This window comes from Amycolatopsis sp. WQ 127309 (assembly GCF_023023025.1).
GTDB lineage: Bacteria > Actinomycetota > Actinomycetes > Mycobacteriales > Pseudonocardiaceae > Amycolatopsis.
Genome location: NZ_CP095481.1, coordinates 8,028,185 through 8,046,768 on the forward strand (window position 1 = coordinate 8,028,185; position 18,584 = coordinate 8,046,768).

Consider the following 18,584-nt stretch of genomic DNA (forward strand, 5'->3'; position numbering starts at 1 on the left):
GCACGCAAATGGTCAAGTGTCTCGTGTGGGACCTCGACAACACGCTGTGGAACGGGACACTGCTGGAGGACGGCTCGGTCGAGATCCCCGAGCCGATCCGGGAGCTCGTGCGGACCCTGGACGCGCGCGGCATCCTGCAGACCGTCGCGAGCAAGAACGACCACGACCACGCCTGGGCGCGGCTCGAGGCGCTGGGTCTCGCGGAGTACTTCGTGCTGCCGCGGATCGGCTGGAACCCGAAGTCGGAGTCCATCCGGTCGATCGCGGACGAGCTGAAGTTCGCCCTCGACACCATCGCCTTCGTCGACGACCAGGAGGCCGAGCTCGCCGAGGTGACCTTCCACCTCCCGCAGGTGCGGACCTACCGCGCCGAGCAGGTGCTGGAGCTGGCCGGCCTGCCGGAGTTCAGCCCGGCGACGGTCACCGTCGACTCGCGCCGCCGTCGCCAGATGTACCAGGCGTCGTTCCGCCGCCAGGAGGCGCAGGCCGGCTTCACCGGTCCGGACGAGGACTTCCTGCGGTCGCTGGAACTGAAGATGACGATCAGCCCGGCGACCGACTCCGAGCTGACGCGCGTCGAGGAGCTGACCCGGCGCACGAGCCAGATGAACGCGACCGGCGTCCACTACTCCCACGAGGCGCTGAGCGCTCTGATCGACGACCCCGGGCACCGGGTGCTCGTGGTGAGCATGCAGGACCGCTTCGGCCCGCACGGCGCCGTCGGCGTGCTGCTGCTGGAGACCGGGTCCGAGGTCTGGCACCTGAAGCTGCTGGCCACGTCCTGCCGGGTCGTGTCCTTCGGGGCCGGCTCGATCATCCTGCGCTGGCTGATCAACCAGGCCGCCACCGCCGACGCGCACCTGGTGGCCGACTTCCGGCCGACCGACCGCAACCGGATGATGGAGATCGCCTACCGCTTCACCGGGTTCGCCGACGAGGCGTGCGCGTGCCAGGCGGTGCTCGCCGACCCGGGCCTGGACGGCCTGCAGCGCCTGCACCTCGAGCCGGTGCCGCAGGAGGAGCCGACGACGGTGGCCCTGGTGGCCCCCGACCTCACCGAGGCGATCAGCGTGCACTGAGCGCCGTAGCAAGACAAAACCGAAGGCCGCCGCGGGAATCCCGCGGCGGCCTTCGGTTTTCGTGTGGTCGGGGTTCAGCTCGTCTTGCGGATGAGGGTGATGCCGTCGGCGACCGGCAGCAGCGACATCTCCACGCGCGGGTCGTCCCGCACGAAGCGGTTGAACTCGCGGATGGCCACCGTGTCGGGGTCCTGGGCGTCCGGGTCGGTGACCCGGCCGAAGAACAGGGTGTTGTCGACGACGACGAGCCCGTCCGGTGCCAGCAGCATCAGGGCGGCCTCGTAGTAGGCGGCGTAACCCGCCTTGTCGGCGTCGATGAAGACCAGGTCGATCGAGCCCGGGCCGTATTCGGCGAAGAGCGAGTCGAGCACCGCGGTCGCCGGGGCGATCCGCAGGTCGATCCGGTCGTCGACACCGGCCCGCTTCCAGTAGGGCCGGCCGAACGCCGGCCAGCGGTCGGTGACGTCGCAGGTGATCAGCAGGCCGCGGTCGGGCAGCGCCCGGGCCATGCAGAGTGAGCTGTAGCCGGTGAAGGTGCCGACCTCCACCACCGTCCGCGCCCGCGTGAGCTTGACCAGCAGCGCGAGCAGCTGGCCCTCCTCGGCGGACACCTGCATCGCCGCACCCATCGGCAGCGACGCCGTTTCTTCTCGCAACTCGCGCAGGATCTCGTCCTCGGCACGGGAATGGTCGCTCACGTACGTGAGCACGTCGGAGGACGCCAGTAGTTGGCTCGCCATGGCGTGAGCGTAGGGGCGCGGCTACCTGGAACTGTCTAGTAAGTCGGGCCGCTCAGCCGAGCCGCAGCAGGCCCTCGTGGACGCGGTGCAGCAGCTCGAGCGGTGGGCGGTCGGTGCGTCCGAGGTCGGTCCCGCGCGCGAGCAGCAGGCCGTCGCGGATGCCCTGCAGGACGAGCGGGCGGGTGACGTCGAGCGGCCGCATGAGGTAGGCGGCGACCTCGGCCACCGACGTCGGGATCTGGCACATCCGGCAGACGGCCACGAGGTCGGGGTCGAGGCCGGTGGTGGTCCGGTGCCGCCCGGTCGTGGTCAGCATGACCTCGGGCAGCAGGGGGTGGCGCGGACCCGGCCGCGGCGGGCGGGTGCCGCGGACGTAGGGCCGCGGGCGGGGCGGCTCGCGCATGCCGAGCGGCTCGCGGGCGGGGCTCTCGGCCGCCGGCCAGGACGGCTCGGGCGGTTCGGACGGCTTGACGGCGGGTGTTTCGGGTGGTCCGGCGAGCACGGCCGTGGCCGCCGTGCCCGCTTCGGCCCCGTTCGTGCCCGATTCCGGGCTCGCGGCGGCCGGCTCGGACTTGGGTTTGGGTGTGAACCCATGTTCGACCCACAGCTCGTACTCACCCCAGCCGCCGAAGGACAGCGGGTGGTATTCGATCTTGCTGGGGCGGCGTTTACGATTCTTATTCATGTTTCTGGCCCCGTAAAGTCCGTGTGCGGCGCGGCGCACAGCCTGGCCACCGGGCGGTCAGGCCTGTCAAGTATCACCGCCAGAGACGTGGGTTTTCCTGGGACTTCGTGGGTAGTGCGTTGTCCACGAGGCCCAAGTACAGACAAAACGAAGGCGTTGGGCTTGTTAAACCAACATTCTGCGTCCTACGCTGGGAGGCCAAGTCGCTCGACGCAACGATGGGTGAGCGGCGGCGACGAGCCGCTGTGTGGGTCGGAGGGTGATGGTGTTGCCCGGACCAGGTAGGGCCGAACCGGCGATGGCGGACGCGCTCGTCCGCCATGTCGCGACGCCCGCCGACCGGGATCGCCCAGCCGGTGGTGACGGCCCCGCGGCACCGTCGGTGCTGACCCTCCCGTGGCGGGGCGAGTTCGAACGCCGCGCCCGCCGCGCCGGGAACGTCCGCCTGGTCGAACGCGAAGACGAGATCGCCGTGCTGCGCCGCGGGATCCGCGGCGCGGTCGCCGGCCGGTCGGGCCGGGTGGTCGTCGTCGGCCCGCGTGGCGCGGGCAGCAGCGCGTTGCTCGCCGCGGCCGTCCGCGAAGCGCGCGTCGCCGGGATGATCACGGCGTTCGCCCGCTGCACGCCCGCCGAGTCCACCGTCCACCGCGGCGTGATCAACCAGCTCTCCGCGGACATCGCGGGCGCCGGCTGCCGGCTGGACAGCGGCACGCGCACCTGCGGCCGGACGCAGACCGAGCGGACCATCCCGACGTTGTGCGGGGACTTCGTGGGGGTCGCGAGCCAGGGCCCGCTCCTGATCGCCGTCGACGACTCGCAGTGGTCCGACCCGGGCTCGCGGGCCTGGCTCGAGGCCATGGAACACCGCCTGCAGCAGGCGCCGATCCTGCTGGTCCGCGCCGTCATGCAGGCCGGTCACCGGCCGCTCGCCGTGCGGGCCGACGGGGTGGACACCGTCGTCGTCCGCCCGCTGACCGAAGACGGCCTGCGCCAGCTGGTCGCGGACCGCTTCCCGGGCACCCGCCCGGACGCGCGGTTCGCCGCCGGGCTGCACCTGGCCACCGGCGGCAAGCCGGCACTGGTGGCCCCGGTCCTCGAACGGCTGTCCGCCGCCGGGCTCGAGCCGGTCGCCGAGCGCCTGCCCGCGGTCATCGCGCACCTGGCCGACCTGCGCGACGCCGACCTCGCCGTCTCGATCGCCGCCCTGCCGGCCGACGCCCTGCACCTGCTGCGGGCCATCGCGATCTGCCGCGGCCTGCTCGACTTCGAGCTCGTGACGACCCTGGCCGGCCCGCTCACCGGCTCGGCCGAAGTCGCCCTGCGCATGCTCAGCGGGTTCGGTCTCGTGTTCGGCGGCGCGGAGCCGAAGGTCGCCGACGACGTCACCGCGGACGCCGCACTGGGCACCCTGAACTCCGCCGAGCGCGCCGCCCTCGCGACCCGCGCGGCCGAGCTCGCCTACCGCGCGGCGGTGCCGGACGACCAGCTCGCCGAGCTGCTGACCACGATCCGGCCGATCGGCACGACCTGGGCGGTCGCCACCCTGCGGCGCGCCGCCGAGCAGCGCCGCGCGGTCGGCGACCGGCACGGCGCGGCGCGGCTGCTGACGCGGGCGCTGCGCGAACCGGTCAGCCAGGCCGAACGCCGGAAGCTGATGCTGGGCCTGGCCTTGGCGGAGGTCGCCGACCAGCCCGAGCTGAGCGACCTGCGGCTGCAGCGGGTGCTGCTCGACGCCGGGCCCGAGGTCTCCGGCGCCGTCCTGCTCGACGCGGCCGACCACCTGCTCTCGCGGGGCGACACCCGCACCGCGCACCGCGCGATCGCGGCGACCTGGCGGCGGCGCAGCGCGTTCGACGCCGGCACGTCGGCGCTCGCCGCGCTCGGCTGGCTGGCGCAGGAGGACTCCGTGGCCGGCCCGGTGGTGCCGACGCCGGTGTTCGGGGCGCCCGCGGCGCAGCCCGGTCCGCCCGACGCGGCGCGCGCCGCGACGATCGCGTCGGAGCTCGCCGGCCGGGGCCGCGAGTTCGACCGGGCCCGCGAACTGGCCCGGCTGGCGCTCGCGCCGCGGTCCGGGAAACTGCCGTCCAGCCTGCGGATCCAGGCCGCCTGGGTGCTGTTCTGCACCGACGACCTCACCGAAGCCGTGCTGGGCCTGACCGACGTGCTGCAGGACGCCACCCGCGTCGGCGCCCGGGCGGCCGCGGCCAACGCGCTGCTGATGCGGGCCCGCTGCGAACTGCGGCGCGGCAACCTCGGCCAGGCCGAGGCCGACATCGAGGCGGCGGAAACCCGGCTGCCGGAAGCGGCCTGGCACCCGCGCTCGGTTTCGCGGCTGCTGGCCGTGCGGGCCGAGTTCGCCCTGGCCGGCCTGCGGCTGGACGAGGCCGAAAAGGCCGTCGCCGACCCGCTTCCCGCCGGCGCCGAAGACGGCATGGCCGCCGCGTACTTCCTCGTGCAGCGGGGCGCGGTGCGCCTTGCGGGCGGCGACCCGGCGGCGGCACTCGAAGACTTCCGCGCGGCCGGCCGCGGCACCCGCGCCCGGCGCGAAGGCAACCCCGTCGACCTGCCGTGGCGCACCGGCGTGGCGATCGCGCTGGCCCGGCTCGGCGAGCCCGCCGCGGCCGCGGAGATCGCGCGGGAAGCGTTGGCACGCGCGGAGAACTGGGGCGCGCCGAGCGGCCGGGGCACGGCGAACCTGTACCTGGCGGAGGTCTTCGGCGGTGCCGAAACCCGGGCCCGGCTGGAAGAGGCGGTCGCCCTGCTGGAGGGATCGCCGCTGCGGGTCCAGTTCCTCACCGCGGTGACCGATCTGGCCGGCGCCTGCCTCGACGACGGCGATCCGGTGGAGGCGGCGGCGCTGCTGGGCCGGGTTTCCACGATCCGCCCGCTGCTGCTGCCCGCCGGCCTCGTGGCCAAGATCCGCGACGTGACCGGCCGGCTGACCCGCAGCACCGGCACGGCCACCGTCGAGCCGGTGGCGGGCGACCCCGTCGGCTCACTGTCCGAAGAGGAGGCCAGCATCGCGGCGCTCGCCGCCGCGGGCCATTCGAACTCGGAGATCGCGCGGTCGCTGCGGTTGAGCGGCCGGCTCGTCGAACTCCGGCTCACCCGGATCTACCGGAAGCTGACGGTGACCGGGCGGCGCCAGCTGACCGAGCTCATGAGCCCCGATTCCGCGGCGAGTTGATGACCGGTGCTACTTGAGCGAGACGCCGAGCGGGCCGCGATCGCGACCGCGCTGAACGCGGCCGCGGGCAACGACGGCTCGCTGCTGCTGATCAGCGGGCCGGCGGGCAGCGGCAAGTCGGCGCTGCTGCGTGACGCGACCGCGTCGGCGCTGGCCGCCGGCGCCCGGGTGCTGCGCGCGGACGCGACCCAGCTCGAAGAGGACTTCGCCTTCGGCATCGCGCAGCAGCTGTGCCGCCCGGTGCTCGTCGCCGCCGGCACGGCCGAGCGGGAGCGCTGGTTCCAGGGCGCGTCCGAGCAGATCCTGCGCGCGCTGACCGAAGAGCGGCTCGTCACCAACGGCCACGAACACAACCTGCCCACCGAAGCCGTCCTCTATGGACTGCACACGGTGGTGCACGCGATGTCGCACGACGACCTCGTCGTGGTGATCGTCGACGACCTGCAGTGGGCGGACCACGGTTCGCTGCGGCTGCTGGCCTACCTGGCCAAGCGGCTCAGCGGCTCGCGGATCCTGCTCGCGCTGGCCGTGGCGGAGGAGTGCGAGGCGCCGAAGTACGCGCTGGTGCACGAGCTCGTCACCGCGGCCGCGCGGATCGTCGTCCCGGCGCCGCTGTCGCCCGACGGCGTCGCGTCGATGGCCGAGGTCGCGTTCGGCGAACGCGCCGAGGAGCCGTTCACCGCCATGCTGCACCGGGTTTCGGGCGGCAACCCGGCGAACGTCGCGACCGTCCTCACCGGACTGGTCGGCGAAGGCCTGCGGCCGATCGCCGCGCAGATCACGGCGGCCACGGCCGAAGCCGAACGCCTGCTCGACCACCGCATCATGCTCTCGCTCGGCTCGCAGCCGCCCGCGGTGCTCGCGCTGGTGCGCGCGGTCGCGGTCCTCGGCGACCTCGCCGAGCCGCAGCTCGCCGCCGACCTGGCCGGCCTCGACGAGGTCGAGTACAAGTCGGCGCTGCAGAGCCTCGAACGCCTCGGCCTGCTCGTCCACGACGAGCGCCGGATCGGCTTCGCCAACGCCACGGTCCGGGAGGGCGTCGAACCGGCGATCCCGGTGGAACTGCGCGAAGTCCTCTACCGCCGGGCGGCGCGGCTGCTCTACGAGCACGGCCGGCCCGCGGAGCGCGTCGCGGAGAAGCTGATGAAGGTCGGCGCGGCCGAGGACCCGTGGGAGGTCCGCATCCTCAGCTCCGCCGCGGGAACCGTGCTGGAGCGGGGCGCCGGCGACCTGGCCGCGCGGTACCTGCGCCGGGCGTTGCTCAACACCTCGCCCGACAGCGAGGAACGCGGCCGCCTGATGGTGGAGCTGGCCGCGGCGGAACGCGGGTTCGACCTGATCGCGTCGGCGCGGCACGTCTCGCAGGCGTTGTCCCTGCTGCCGGCGGGCCCCGCGCAGGCGGAAGCGGCGCTGTGGATCCCGCCCGCGCTCGCGGTGACGGTGCCCGCGCTCGGCGCGGCCGTGCGCACCGCCGTCGACTCCGTGCTGCGCGACGCCGGCCCGGCCGCCGGCACGGACCTGGAGCTGCGGGCGGAGGCGCGGACCTGGTACCCGGGGGCCCGCCCGCCGGGCCAGGGTGACGCCGCGTTGGCGCGGCTGCGCGAGCTGGAGACGGCCGAGCGGCTCGACTCGCCCGCCGGCCGCGAACTCGCCGTCGTGCTGCTGCACTCCGCCGCGCTGTCGGGCAGTGTCGCGGCCGACGAGGTCGAGACCGTCCTCAAGCGACTCGTCACCGAGGAGCCGTTCGACCCGGCGCACGCCTACACCGCGCTGCCCCTGCTGGTCACCACGCTGGTGGCCGCCGACACCGCGAGCGTGCTCGAACCGGCGCTGGCCGCGGCGGCGGAGCAGGCGACCCAGCGCCGGTGGCAGGACACCGCGCACCTGATCGCCGCGGAGACCGCGGAAGTCAAGCGGGCGCAAGGGGATCTCGCCAAGGCCCGGCGGATCGCGCTGGGCGTCCTCGAAGGCGCCGACCACGAAACCTGGCCCGACGCGCTCGCGCTGTCGGTCACCACACTGGCCCAGATCGCCCTGGAGACCCAGGATCCCGAGCTCGGCGAACGGCTGCTGGCGGTGCCGATGGACAGCACCGACCACCGCGTGTTCGCCGCGCGCCGGCTGACCCGCGGCATGATCGATCTGGTGCGCGGCGATCCGGCCACGGCGCTGGGCCGGTTCCTCGACTGCGGGCGGCGGCTGGAGCGCGAGGGCTGGGTCAACACGCCCCAGTACCCGTGGCGCACCTGGGCCGCGCTGGTGCGGCAGCGGATGGGCGACCTGCCGGCCGCGCAGGCGCACGCCGCGGCCGAAGACGTCGTCGCCCAGCAGTGGGGGAGCCCGCTCAGCGTCGGGCGTTCCCTGCGGCTGCAGGGCATGCTGACCGGCGGCGCCGACGGCATCGGCTTGCTCTACGAGGCCGCGGGCATCATCCGCGAGTCGGAAGACCTCGCCGAACGGGCGCGGACGTCGGTGGTCCTCGGGACCCGGCTGCTCGACTCCGGTGAGCCGGACGCGGCGGGATTCCTTGCGGAGGGCCGGGAACTGGCCAAGGCCATCGGCGCGACGTGGCTCGACGGCACGGGGGAGACCGAGCTGAACGGTCCCGTGCTGCGGTTTTCCGGCGGCGGCCTGGAAAACCTGACGAAGGCCGAGGCCGCGGTGGCCCGCCTCGTCGTGCGCGGCTGGACCAACCAGCAGATCGCGGACTCTCTGGGGGTAACCCGGCGCGCGGTCGAGAAGAATCTGACCGGCGCCTACCGCAAGCTCGAGGTCAGCGGCCGCGCCGAGCTCATCGAGCACCTCGGCGAGTCCGAGCGCGACTGACCCCCGGGGTACGGACCCCGGTGCGGTTCCGCACCCGGGGTACGGACCGCACGCGGCGTGCGGTGCGGGGGTTCGGACCCCCATTCACCTGCGAATCCCCTGGCCCAGGCCAAGACGTGCCCGCACGGGGGTCACCACCGGTGTTCGGTACCGAACCGCACCGCACCGCACTCCGTACCTCCGTACCCCCAACGGGGGCGCACCACAGTGTTAAGGCCGGGTGTCCGCAACCTGTTGCCCCCGCTAATCGGCCGTGCCTAACATGATCTGCGTCACCCCGGAGATGTGGCTCACACGATCGCCACCAGTACCCGGCTTTCTTGTCGGAGTGCTTCTCGCCGAAGAGAGGAATCCCTTCATGAGTGCAGACGTTGCAGATGCGGTCACAGGCGTGAGCCTGGCTTCGGCGCTGGAGCGAATCAGCCGCCCCGCGCCGCGAAAGCCGGCTCCGCGACCGGTCACCCCGGAAATGTGCATGGTGAACGTCGACCACCGGCTGCGCATTGTCTCGGCCAGCATGGAATTCTTCCGCGTGTTCGAGCGCACTTCCGACGGCGTCACCGGCACCAGCCTGTGCGACCTGCTCCACCCCAGCGTGCGGGACAAGGTCGAGCAGCAGCTCCGGCTGCTGGTGCGCGGTGAGCGCACCCGCTTCGCCGAGCGGATCCTGGTCATGCGGGAGAACGGCACGACGCTCAGCGGCGATTTCCTGGGCTCGACCGTGCACAGCGTCGGCGACCGGCTCGACAGCCTCACCGTGGTTTTCCGGCCGGACAAGTCCGACCGGGACAACCAGGTCGCCGTCACGCGGAAGAAAATCCTGACCGAGATGGACGCCCGCATTCTCGAGGGCGTCGCGTCGGGTGTTTCGACGATTCAGCTGGCGGCCAATCTCTACATGAGCCGGGGCGGCGTCGAATACCACGTGACGACGCTGCTGCGGAAGATGAAGGTGAAGAACCGCCCCGCGCTGATCTCGAAGGCCTATTCCATGGGCATCTTCGGGGTCGGTTCCTGGCCGCCGCGCGCGCTGCCGGACTTCGTCCGGTGACACGCCGGTGGTGACGGGCCGGACCGGTGACGCCGAGGGCGGGCCGCAGGCGCACTCGCGAGACGGGTGGGCGTGCGGCCCGCTTCGCTGTGTCAACCGGGACTTCGTTCCGGGCCGGGGGCTCCGCCACCCGGGACCCCCGAAAGCGGTTGTCTCCGGACGCCCGATGTTGGCTCGTGACCCGGGTCACCGCCCTGGTGTGGCTTTATGTGGCTTTACCCGCTGGTCACACGGCGTCCCCGAGTGGGCACGGATCAGAGTGTTTTGGCTGCACAAGGTGACAGTCCGCCGGTCATCTGATGGTAACGGTTCGATACTCCTCGAGATCGGGTCTTGCAAACACAGGCGAACACAGGCAATATCACTCAAACCAAAGAGGTTCCGGCGGAGGTGTACTGAAGTGTTCGTGACTCTGACGGCGAACCCGAGCGTCGACCGCACGGTCGAGGTCGACCGGCTGAACCGGGGCGGCCTCCACCGCGCTTCGGGCGCCAGTGTGCAGCCGGGTGGAAAAGGCATCAACGTGGCGCGTGCCTTGGTGCGCAACGGACTCAAGGCCCGTGCGGTGGTTCCCGCCGGCGGCGCCGAAGGCGACCAGCTGATCAGCTTGCTCGAGGATTACAACATCGACGTGGTCCGGGTTCGCACGGAAGAGTCCGTGCGCAGCAACATCAGCGTCGTCGAGCCGGACGCCACCGTGACGAAGGTGAACGAGATCGGCCCGCACCTCACGGGGCGGGAGATCGAAACCCTGTGCGACGTCCTGCTGGCCAACGTGGCCGACGCGGAATGGGTTGTGGCGGCGGGAAGTCTGCCGCCTGGTGTGAACGAGGACTTCTACGCGGAGCTGATCGCGCGCCTGGCCCCCAGCGGGGTCCGGGTCGTCGTCGACACCAGCGGCCCGGCGTTCCGGACGTCGGTGAAAGCCGGGCCGGCGTTGGTGAAGCCGAACCTCGACGAGCTCGAGGAAGCGGTCGACCGTCAGCTCGACACGGTGCGGGACGTCGTCGACGCCGCACAGGAACTGCGCTCTCTGGGCGCGGGCACGGTTTTGGCCAGTCTCGGCAGCAAAGGTGCCGTGCTGGTCGAAGACGCGGGGATCTGGTGCGCCAACGCATCGGCCGAACCGCGCAGTTCGGTCGGAGCCGGCGACGCGATGCTCGCCGGTTTCCTGGCGGCAGGGGGGAGTGGCCCGCAAGCGCTGGCCACCGCCGTCGCCTGGGGTGCGGCCGCGGTGTCGCTCCCGGGAAGCACGATGCCGGGTCCCGAAGACGTGGGGGCACGACGAGTGCGGGTGGACCCGCATCCCGGCTGGGACGAGAAGATTCGCGAATAGCCCTGGGGCACCACGCGAAGCGGCTCGCCCCGACCACCGCCATCCGGTGATGGCGAAACCCTCAAATCACCTTTCCAGAAGAGGAAGCCAACGATGACAACCACCACGGAGATCGACGACGAAACTCCGTCGAGGGCGGAACGCGCGCGGGTTTCGATCCAGCGCTTCGGCGGTCAGCTCGCGAGCATGGTCATGCCGAACATCGGGGCGTTCATCGCCTGGGGCCTGATCACCGCGTTGTTCATCCCGAGCGGGTGGACACCGAACGCGCACATCGCCGAGCTCGTCGACCCGATGATCAACTTCCTGCTGCCGGTCCTGATCGGTTACACCGGTGGCCGGCTGGTGCACGGCCAGCGCGGTGCGGTCGTGGGTGCGGTCGCGACGGTCGGCATCGCGGTCGGTGCCTCCATCCCGATGTTCCTCGGCGCGATGATCGTCGGCCCGCTCGGTGGTTTCCTGATCAAGCTGTGGGACGACAAGGTCGGCAGCAAGACCGCGCCGGGCTTCAAGATGCTCGTCGACAACTTCAGCGCCGGCATCATCGGCGGCATCATGGCGGTGCTCGGCCTGCTGGGCATCGGCCCGGTCGTGCAGGGCATCACCAAGGGCCTCGGCAACGGCGTGCAGGCCCTGATCGACGCCCACCTGCTGCCGCTGGTCTCGATCATCGTCGAGCCGGCCAAGGTGCTGTTCCTCAACAACGCGATCAACCACGGCGTGCTGAGCCCGCTGGGCGTCGCCGACGCGTTGAAGGACGGCAAGGCCATCGAATTCCTGATCGAGCCGAACCCCGGCCCCGGTCTCGGCATCCTGCTGGCGCTGACGTTCTTCGGCGCCCGCAGCGCGCGGGCCACCGCGCCGGGCGCGATCGTCATCCAGTTCCTGGGTGGTATCCACGAGATCTACTTCCCGTACATCCTGGCCACCCCGCGCCTGATCCTGGCCGCGATCGCCGGTGGCGCCGCGGGTGTCGCGACGTTCGCGATCTTCGACGCCGGCCTGACGGCGACGCCGTCGCCGGGCAGCATCATCGCGGTCCTCGCGGTGACGCCGAAGGGCGGTTACCTGGGCGTGGTCCTGGGTGTCCTGATCGCCGCGGCCGTATCGTTCATCGTCGCTGCGGCCTTGCTGAAGTTCGGCAAGGATGCCCGCAGGGAAGAACGGGAACTGGCCGTCGCCGAAGGCGGAGCGGTGGCTTGACGATCATCGTCGATCGAAGGAAGGAAGTGCGGTTGTGAGCAGCATCGAAGGCAAGGAAGTCAAGAAGGTCATCATCGCCTGCGACGCCGGGATGGGCAGCAGCGTGATGGTCGCGTCCCAGCTGGCCAAGCGGCTGAAGCCCTACTCGGTCAAGGTCGAGCACACGCCGGTCAACGAGATCCCGGGCGACGCCCAGGTCGTGCTCTGCCAGAGCACCCTCGTGAAGCGGGCCCGCAAGGCCAACACCACGGCGGTGATCCTCGGGTTCCAGAGCTTCCTGGGTGACCCGGTGTTCGACCAGGTCGAGCAGGCGATCCGGGACGGCGGTTCCCTTGCCGACTGACGCTTCCATCCTCAGCGCCGAGTCGGTCCTCATCGGCTGCACCGCCCCCGACCAGGCCGACGCGATCACGCAGGTCGGCCGGAAGCTCCTGGAGCTGGGGGCGGTGGAGCCGGGCTACCTCGACGCGATGCACGAGCGCGAACGCTCCGTCTCGACCTTCCTGGGCGAGGGCGTCGCGATCCCGCACGGCACCGACGAGTCCCGCCGCTTCGTGAAGCGGACCGCGCTCGCGATCCTCCAGTTCCCCGACGGGGTCGACTGGGACGGCAACGAGGTCCGGCTGTGCGTCGGCATCGCGGCCAAGGGATCCGAGCAGGTCGGCATCCTGTCCTCGCTCGCCCGGATCCTGATGGACGGCGAGCAGGTCCGGCAGCTGCGGGAAGCACCGGACGCCGAGACGATCTTGCGACTGTTGAACCAGATGGACGAGGAGTTCTCCGAATGAAGGTGGCACGTTTCTACGCGCCAGGTGACCTGCGGGTCGAAGACGCCGACGAGCCCAGCCCGGGCCCGGACGAGATCAAGATCCGGGTGCACAACACCTCGACGTGCGGCACGGACCTGAAGATCTTCCGCCACGGGCACCACCACATCGACCCGCCGCGCGTGATCGGGCACGAGATCGCCGGCGAGGTCGTCGAGACCGGCGCGAACGTCTCCGGCTGGGAGTCGGGCGACCGCGTGCAGGTCATCGCCGCGATCCCGTGTGGTGAGTGCAAGCAGTGCCTCAAGGGCCTGCAGCAGGTGTGTCCGAACCAGCTGTCGATGGGTTACCACTTCGACGGCGGCTTCGCCGAGTACATGATCGTGCCGAAGCAGGTCCTCAAGGTCGACGGCGTCAACCGGATCCCGGAGGGCGTCAGCTACGCGGAGGCCTCGGTCGCCGAGCCGCTGGCGTGTGTCCTCAATGGACAGAGCTTCGCGCAGGTCGGCGAGGGTGACGTCGTCGTGGTCGTCGGCGCCGGCCCGATCGGCTGCCTGCACGTGCGGCTCGCCCGCGCCAAGGGCGCGTCGGCCGTCTACCTGGTCGAGCTGAACCGCGGCCGGCTCGACATGGCCGCCGAGCTGGTCAAGCCCGACGCCGCGATCTGCGGTGCCGAGGAGGACCCGGTCGCGAAGGTCCTCGAGCTCACCGGTGGCGACGGCGCGGACGTGGTCATCACGGCCGCCGCGGCGGGCAAGGCCCAGGAGGACGCGCTCAAGATGACCGCGCGCCGCGGCCGGATCAGCTTCTTCGGCGGCCTGCCGAAGGACAACCCGATCATCGCGTGCGACTCGAACCTGGTGCACTACCGCGAGCTGACCATCTACGGCGCCAACGGGTCCAGCCCCGAGCACAACCGCCAGGCGCTCGAGCTGATCTCGTCGGGCAAGGTCCCGGTCGACGACCTGATCACCCACCACCTCCCGCTCTCGGACGTGCTGAAGGCGATCGACATCGTCAGCAGCGGCGAGGCGATCAAGGTGACGATCGAGCCGGGCGCGGCCGTCCCCGCGTGAGCGGTGAGGGCCCGAACCCCAAGGAGGCGACCAACGGTGGTTGACGAACTGCGCGGCAACCCGGCGAGCCCGGGCGCGGCCGCCGGGCCGGTGGTGCGGCTGACGCCGCCCCCGGTCCTGCCGGAGCACTGGGACACGCCGTCGGCTCCCGAAGAGGAGCTGGCGGCGGCGACCGAAGCGCTCGACGCGGCGGTGGCGGACCTGGAGAAGCGCGCGGCGACGGTTTCGGGCGAGTCCAAGTCCATCATGGACACCCAGATCATGATGGCGCAGGACCCGACGCTGCGGACCGGGATCCAGGAGGGGGTGGCCGCCGGCCGCCCCGCCGCCTGGGCGATCCGCGACGCGTTCGGCAAGCACGTGGCCGCGCTGGAGGCCATCGGCGGCTACCTCGGTGAGCGGGCGGCCGACCTGATCGACATCCGGGACCGGGCGATCGCCGCCGCGCTGGGGCTGGCCCAGCCCGGCATCCCGGACGTCGACGGCACGTTCGTCCTCGTCGGCCAGGACATCGCGCCGGCCGACACGGTGCTGCTCGACCCGGCGAAGGTGCTCGGCATCGTCACCGAGAAGGGCGGCCCGACCAGCCACACGGCGATCGTCGCCCGCGCACTCGGGATCCCGGCGGTGGTCGGCTGCGCCGGCGCCGCGGGCCTGGCGGACGGGCAGCGGATCGCGGTGGACGGCGGGCGTGGCACGGTCGTCGTCGACCCGACGGACGACTACGTCCGGCAGGTCGAGGCGGAAGCGGCGTCGCTGAAGGAGAAGCTGGCGGCGCACAGCGGCCCCGGCGCCACCGCGGACGGCCACCCGGTCAAGCTGCTGCTCAACGTCGGCAGCGCCGGCGGGGTGGAGCAGGACGCGGCGGCCGACGCCGAGGGTGTCGGGCTCTTCCGCACCGAGTTCCTGTTCCTGGACCGCACGGAGGCCCCGACGGTCGAGGAACAGCGGGCGGCCTACGGCGAGGTGCTGCGCGGGTTCGGCGGCCGGCCGGTCGTCATCCGCACGCTGGACGCCGGCGCCGACAAGTACATCCCGTTCGCCAACACCGAGGACGAGCCGAACCCGGCGCTGGGCGTGCGCGGCTACCGCGTCGGCGTCCGCAACCCGGGGCTGCTCACCGCGCAGCTGGAGGCGATCAGCCTGGCGGCGGCCGACCACGAGGCCGACGTGCGGGTGATGGCGCCGATGATCGCCACGCCGGCGGAGGCCGCGGCGTTCCGCGACCTCGCCCGCGAGCACGGGATCGGTCAGGCCGGTGTGATGATCGAGGTGCCGGCCGCGGCGATCCGGGCGGCGGACATCCTGGCGGAGGTCGACTTCGTCAGCATCGGCACCAACGACCTTTCGCAGTACACCTACGCCGCGGACCGGATGCTGGGTGAGCTGGGGGACCTGCTCGACCCCTGGCAGCCGGCGTTGCTGGCGCTCGTGGCGAACGTCGCGGCGGCGGCCAAGGAGGCCGGCAAGTCCGCCGGCATCTGCGGCGAGGCGGCCAGCGACCCGGGCTTGGCCCCGGTGTTCGCCGGCCTGGGCATCACCAGTCTGTCGATGTCGGTGTCCGCGGTCCCCGCGGTCCGCGCCGCGTTGAAGGACTACACCCTCGAACAGTGCGAAGCCCTCGCCCGCGAGGTGCTTTCCGCGTCCGACGTGCCGACGGCGCGCCGGATCGCGGAGGAGTTCTCCGCCAAGACGGCCGGCTGACGCGTCACAGCTTTCTCCACGAGATGGGAATCGGGAATGTCCAGTAAAAAGGTGGTAATCGGCTCGCCCGTCGGGCTGCACGCGCGTCCGGTCAAGCTGCTCGTCGAGGCCGCGGGCCGGCAGCCGGTGCCGGTGAAGATCGGCCGCACCGAGGACAAGCTGGTGGACGCCACCAGCATCCTGGGCGTCATGGCGCTCGGTGTCCGCGGCGGCGAAGAGGTGCTGATCTCGGCCGAGGGCGAAGGCGCCGACGCCGCCGTGACGGAGATCGCCGAGCTGCTGGCGCGCGATCTCGACTCGGCCGAGCAGCCGGCCGGCTGACGTCGGTGGTCCGGCAGGCGACCCCCTGGTCTGCCGGCCCACCGCCGCGCCGGAGTGTCACTCCGGCCCACGAACGCCGGTGAGCCGTCCTGGTCACTGTCCGGACGGCTCACCGGTCCCCACACCTGACACAGCCCGCCGGTTTCCCGGCGGGCTTTCGTCGTCTCAGTTGCTGCCGTAGAACTCCGCGACGCGGTCCACTATGAAGTCCTGGTCGCTCTCCTCCAGGCCGACGTAGGTCGGCAGGTAGAAGCCCTGGGCGGCCAGGCGGGCCGCGTTCAGCTCCGGCCACTTCGGGTCGAGGTACATCGGCTGACGGCTCATCGGCTGGAAGAACAGCCGCGTCTCGACGCCGGCGGCGCTCAGGTGGGCACGCAGCTCGTCACGGCCCTCGGCCAGCAGGTCGTACATCCACAGGACGTCTCGGCCGGGCATGCGGGTGATCCCGGGGATGCCGGAAAGCCGTTCGTCGTACTGCTTTTCGATCCGGGACCGCAGCTCGAGGATCTCGTCGATCCGCTCCACCTGGGCCAGCGCGACACCGGCCTGCAGGTTGGTCATCCGGAAGTTGTAGGCCAGCTTCTTGTGGACGAAGTCGTGGGCCTTGCTGAAGGCCATGCCGCGCAGGTGCTTCATCTGCTCGGCCAGCCGCGCGTCGTTCGTCAGGCAGATGCCGCCCTCGCCGGATGAGATGATCTTGTTGGCGTACAAGGAGAAGCACGCGATGTCGCCGACCGGGCGGACGCCGTGGGCCTCGGCCGAGTCCTCGACGACCCGCAGGTTGTACTGGTAGGCGAGGTCCATGATCGCGTCCATGTCGCAGCGCCGGCCGTAGATGTGCACCGGCATGATCGCCTTGGTGCGCGGCGTGATCTTCGACTCCAGGAGTGCGACGTCGATGTTGAGGTCGTCGCCGCAGTCGACGAAGACCGGCGTGGCGCCGGTGTAGGTGACCGCCCAGGCCGACGCGATCATGGTGAACTCCGGCACCAGCACCTCGTCGCCGGGCCCGATACCGAGCGCGCGCAGGGCGAGGGTGAGCGCCGTCGTCCCGGAGGAGCAGGCGACGCCGTGGCCCTGGCCGTTCCAGTCGGCGAAGGACTCCTCGAACCGCTGCACGAACGGGCCCTGGGAGGAGATCCAGCCCGTCGTCACCGCTTCGGTGACGTAGTAGATCTCACGGCCGGTGAGATGGGGCTGGGAGACGGGATATCGGAATGCCATCAGGTCCTCGCATGCCTCGGCTACCGGAAAGCTGCAGGATGGACCCGCTGAAGACGGGAAATCACCAGTAGTTGCCGATGGGGGCACGGATTGTCCAATGTTTTCCAGGGCGGGGCGGGTGTGTGATCGAGCGGATCAGCGGCGGTGCCGGGCGGCCGCGAGCACGGCCGGTTGGCCGGTGAACGTGGGAGAGCTATGACGAAACGAGCATTGATCACAGGTGTCACGGGACAGGACGGCTCTTACCTGGCCGAGCACCTGCTGGCACTGGGCTACGACGTGTGGGGCCTGGTGCGCGGTCAGGCGAACCCGCGCAAGTCCCGGGTCAGCCGGATCGCCGCCGAGCTGAACTTCGTCCACGGCGACCTGCTGGACCAGGCGAGTCTCGTCGGGGCCGTGGACCTGGTGCAGCCGGACGAGGTCTACAACCTGGGCGCGATCTCGTTCGTGCCGATGTCGTGGCAGCAGGCCGAGCTCACCACCGACGTCAACGGCATGGGCGTGCTGCGCGTGCTGGAGGCGATCCGGATGGTCTCCGGGCTGGACAAGTCGCGGACCACCGCGCCGGGCAGCCAGATCCGCTTCTACCAGGCGTCGTCGTCGGAGATGTTCGGCAAGGCGGCCGAGACGCCGCAGAACGAGAAGACGATCCTGCACCCGCGCAGCCCGTACGGCGTCGCGAAGGCCTACGGCCACTACATCACGCGCAACTACCGCGAGTCCTACGGGATGTACGGCGTCTCCGGCATCCTGTTCAACCACGAGTCGCCGCGCCGCGGCATCGAGTTCGTCACCCGCAAGATCTCCAACGCGGTCGCGCGGATCAAGCTGGGCCTGCAGGACGAGCTGCGCCTCGGCAACCTCGACGCCGTGCGCGACTGGGGCTTCGCCGGCGACTACGTCCAGGCGATGCACCTCATGCTGCAGCGCGACGAGGCGTGCGACTACGTGATCGGCACCGGCCGGATGCACACCGTCCGCGACGCCGCCGACATCGCGTTCGCCGCCGCCGATCTCGACTGGCGCGACTACGTCGTCGTCGACCCGAGCCTGGTGCGGCCCGCCGAGGTCGAGACGCTCTGCGCCGACGCCACGCTGGCCCGCGCCGATCTGGGCTGGAAGCCGTCGGTGCCGTTCGAAGAGCTGATGCGCATGATGGTCGAGTCCGACCTGCACCAGACCGCCCGGGAGCTGGACCTCGGCGAGGCGCTGACCGCCGCCGTCTGGTGACCGGCCCAGGCCGGTCCCGGTAGAACTCGGCGGTCGCGGCCCGGGCGAAGTGCCGCCGAGGACGATTTCCGCCGCAGAAAACCATTTTCCGCGCCCCGGGCGGCAGCCGGCCGTGCGCCGGACTGCCACCGCAGCAGCCGTCCCGGGGCGCCACC

General features: G+C 71.5%; 15 protein-coding genes. 12 read left to right on the top strand and 3 right to left on the bottom strand.

What is annotated here, in order from left to right; genetic code table 11:
• Positions 1 to 8: 8 nt before the first annotated feature.
• The gene (locus MUY22_RS36215) at positions 9 to 1,079 is read left to right on the top strand and encodes an HAD family hydrolase (RefSeq protein ID WP_247064286.1); all 1,071 of its coding nucleotides are present in this window, start codon (positions 9 to 11) and stop codon (positions 1,077 to 1,079) included.
• Positions 1,080 to 1,153: 74 nt separating this feature from the next.
• Here the strand turns inward: MUY22_RS36215 and MUY22_RS36220 are convergent, their stop codons facing one another.
• Together MUY22_RS36220 and MUY22_RS36225 are read right to left on the bottom strand one after the other, a co-directional pair.
• A complete protein-coding gene (locus MUY22_RS36220; RefSeq protein ID WP_247051672.1) occupies positions 1,154 to 1,819 on the bottom strand; it encodes a class I SAM-dependent methyltransferase in 666 nt (221 codons plus the stop codon).
• 52 nt (positions 1,820 to 1,871) lie between these two features.
• Positions 1,872 to 2,504 (bottom strand): DUF742 domain-containing protein, encoded by a 633-nt coding sequence (locus MUY22_RS36225; RefSeq protein ID WP_247051673.1) that lies wholly within the window; start codon positions 2,502 to 2,504, stop codon positions 1,872 to 1,874.
• 268 nt (positions 2,505 to 2,772) lie between these two features.
• Between MUY22_RS36225 and MUY22_RS36230 the strand changes: the two genes are divergently transcribed.
• The 10 genes from MUY22_RS36230 (at position 2,773) to MUY22_RS36275 (ending at position 15,975) form a co-directional block, all read left to right on the top strand.
• On the top strand, positions 2,773 to 5,691 hold the full coding sequence (locus MUY22_RS36230) for an AAA family ATPase (RefSeq protein ID WP_247051674.1): 2,919 nt from the start codon (positions 2,773 to 2,775) through the stop codon (positions 5,689 to 5,691).
• Between the two features lie 6 nt (positions 5,692 to 5,697).
• Positions 5,698 to 8,517, top strand: coding sequence for an AAA family ATPase (locus MUY22_RS36235; RefSeq protein WP_247051675.1), 2,820 nt, complete (start codon positions 5,698 to 5,700; stop codon positions 8,515 to 8,517).
• A gap of 358 nt (positions 8,518 to 8,875) precedes the next feature.
• Positions 8,876 to 9,568, top strand: coding sequence for a helix-turn-helix transcriptional regulator (locus MUY22_RS36240; RefSeq protein ID WP_247051676.1), 693 nt, complete (start codon positions 8,876 to 8,878; stop codon positions 9,566 to 9,568).
• Between the two features lie 400 nt (positions 9,569 to 9,968).
• Positions 9,969 to 10,904: a 1-phosphofructokinase gene (pfkB, locus tag MUY22_RS36245; RefSeq protein ID WP_247051677.1), complete on the top strand. Its 936-nt coding sequence runs from the start codon at positions 9,969 to 9,971 to the stop codon at positions 10,902 to 10,904.
• Positions 10,905 to 10,997: 93 nt separating this feature from the next.
• The gene (gene mtlA / locus MUY22_RS36250) at positions 10,998 to 12,107 is read left to right on the top strand and encodes a mannitol-specific PTS transporter subunit IIC (RefSeq protein ID WP_247051678.1); all 1,110 of its coding nucleotides are present in this window, start codon (positions 10,998 to 11,000) and stop codon (positions 12,105 to 12,107) included.
• A 34-nt stretch (positions 12,108 to 12,141) separates the two neighbouring features.
• Positions 12,142 to 12,450 carry a PTS lactose transporter subunit IIB gene (locus MUY22_RS36255; protein WP_247051679.1) on the top strand — a complete coding sequence of 103 codons (309 nt, stop codon included), beginning with the start codon at positions 12,142 to 12,144 and terminating at the stop codon, positions 12,448 to 12,450.
• Positions 12,440 to 12,895 carry a PTS sugar transporter subunit IIA gene (locus tag MUY22_RS36260; RefSeq protein WP_247051680.1) on the top strand — a complete coding sequence of 152 codons (456 nt, stop codon included), beginning with the start codon at positions 12,440 to 12,442 and terminating at the stop codon, positions 12,893 to 12,895. The genes MUY22_RS36255 and MUY22_RS36260 overlap by 11 nt, the downstream gene beginning before the upstream one ends.
• On the top strand, positions 12,892 to 13,950 hold the full coding sequence (locus tag MUY22_RS36265) for a zinc-dependent dehydrogenase (RefSeq protein ID WP_247051681.1): 1,059 nt from the start codon (positions 12,892 to 12,894) through the stop codon (positions 13,948 to 13,950). The genes MUY22_RS36260 and MUY22_RS36265 overlap by 4 nt, the downstream gene beginning before the upstream one ends.
• A gap of 36 nt (positions 13,951 to 13,986) precedes the next feature.
• Positions 13,987 to 15,654, top strand: coding sequence for a phosphoenolpyruvate--protein phosphotransferase (gene ptsP, locus MUY22_RS36270; protein WP_247051682.1), 1,668 nt, complete (start codon positions 13,987 to 13,989; stop codon positions 15,652 to 15,654).
• A 36-nt stretch (positions 15,655 to 15,690) separates the two neighbouring features.
• Positions 15,691 to 15,975, top strand: a complete 285-nt coding sequence (locus tag MUY22_RS36275) for an HPr family phosphocarrier protein (RefSeq protein ID WP_247051683.1) — start codon at positions 15,691 to 15,693, stop codon at positions 15,973 to 15,975.
• 165 nt (positions 15,976 to 16,140) lie between these two features.
• Here MUY22_RS36275 and MUY22_RS36280 read toward each other — a convergent pair whose 3' ends face one another.
• Complete coding sequence (locus MUY22_RS36280; RefSeq protein WP_247051684.1) at positions 16,141 to 17,199, bottom strand: DegT/DnrJ/EryC1/StrS aminotransferase family protein; 1,059 nt, start codon at positions 17,197 to 17,199, stop codon at positions 16,141 to 16,143.
• A 195-nt stretch (positions 17,200 to 17,394) separates the two neighbouring features.
• Here MUY22_RS36280 and MUY22_RS36285 point away from each other — a divergent pair, with 195 nt between their 5' ends.
• On the top strand, positions 17,395 to 18,429 hold the full coding sequence (locus MUY22_RS36285) for a GDP-mannose 4,6-dehydratase (protein ID WP_247051685.1): 1,035 nt from the start codon (positions 17,395 to 17,397) through the stop codon (positions 18,427 to 18,429).
• Positions 18,430 to 18,584: the final 155 nt, after the last annotated feature.

Bases quoted from the DNA above. Each gene is read 5' to 3' on its own strand.
- MUY22_RS36215 (WP_247064286.1), top strand. From the start codon at position 9: ATGGTCAAGTGTCTCGTGTGGGACCTCGACAACACGCTGTGGAACGGG.
- MUY22_RS36220 (WP_247051672.1), bottom strand. From the start codon at position 1,819: ATGGCGAGCCAACTACTGGCGTCCTCCGACGTGCTCACGTACGTGAGC.
- MUY22_RS36225 (WP_247051673.1), bottom strand. From the start codon at position 2,504: ATGAATAAGAATCGTAAACGCCGCCCCAGCAAGATCGAATACCACCCG.
- MUY22_RS36240 (WP_247051676.1), top strand. From the start codon at position 8,876: ATGAGTGCAGACGTTGCAGATGCGGTCACAGGCGTGAGCCTGGCTTCG.
- mtlA (WP_247051678.1), top strand. From the start codon at position 10,998: ATGACAACCACCACGGAGATCGACGACGAAACTCCGTCGAGGGCGGAA.
- MUY22_RS36265 (WP_247051681.1), top strand. From the start codon at position 12,892: ATGAAGGTGGCACGTTTCTACGCGCCAGGTGACCTGCGGGTCGAAGAC.
- MUY22_RS36275 (WP_247051683.1), top strand. From the start codon at position 15,691: ATGTCCAGTAAAAAGGTGGTAATCGGCTCGCCCGTCGGGCTGCACGCG.
- MUY22_RS36280 (WP_247051684.1), bottom strand. From the start codon at position 17,199: ATGGCATTCCGATATCCCGTCTCCCAGCCCCATCTCACCGGCCGTGAG.
- MUY22_RS36285 (WP_247051685.1), top strand. From the start codon at position 17,395: ATGACGAAACGAGCATTGATCACAGGTGTCACGGGACAGGACGGCTCT.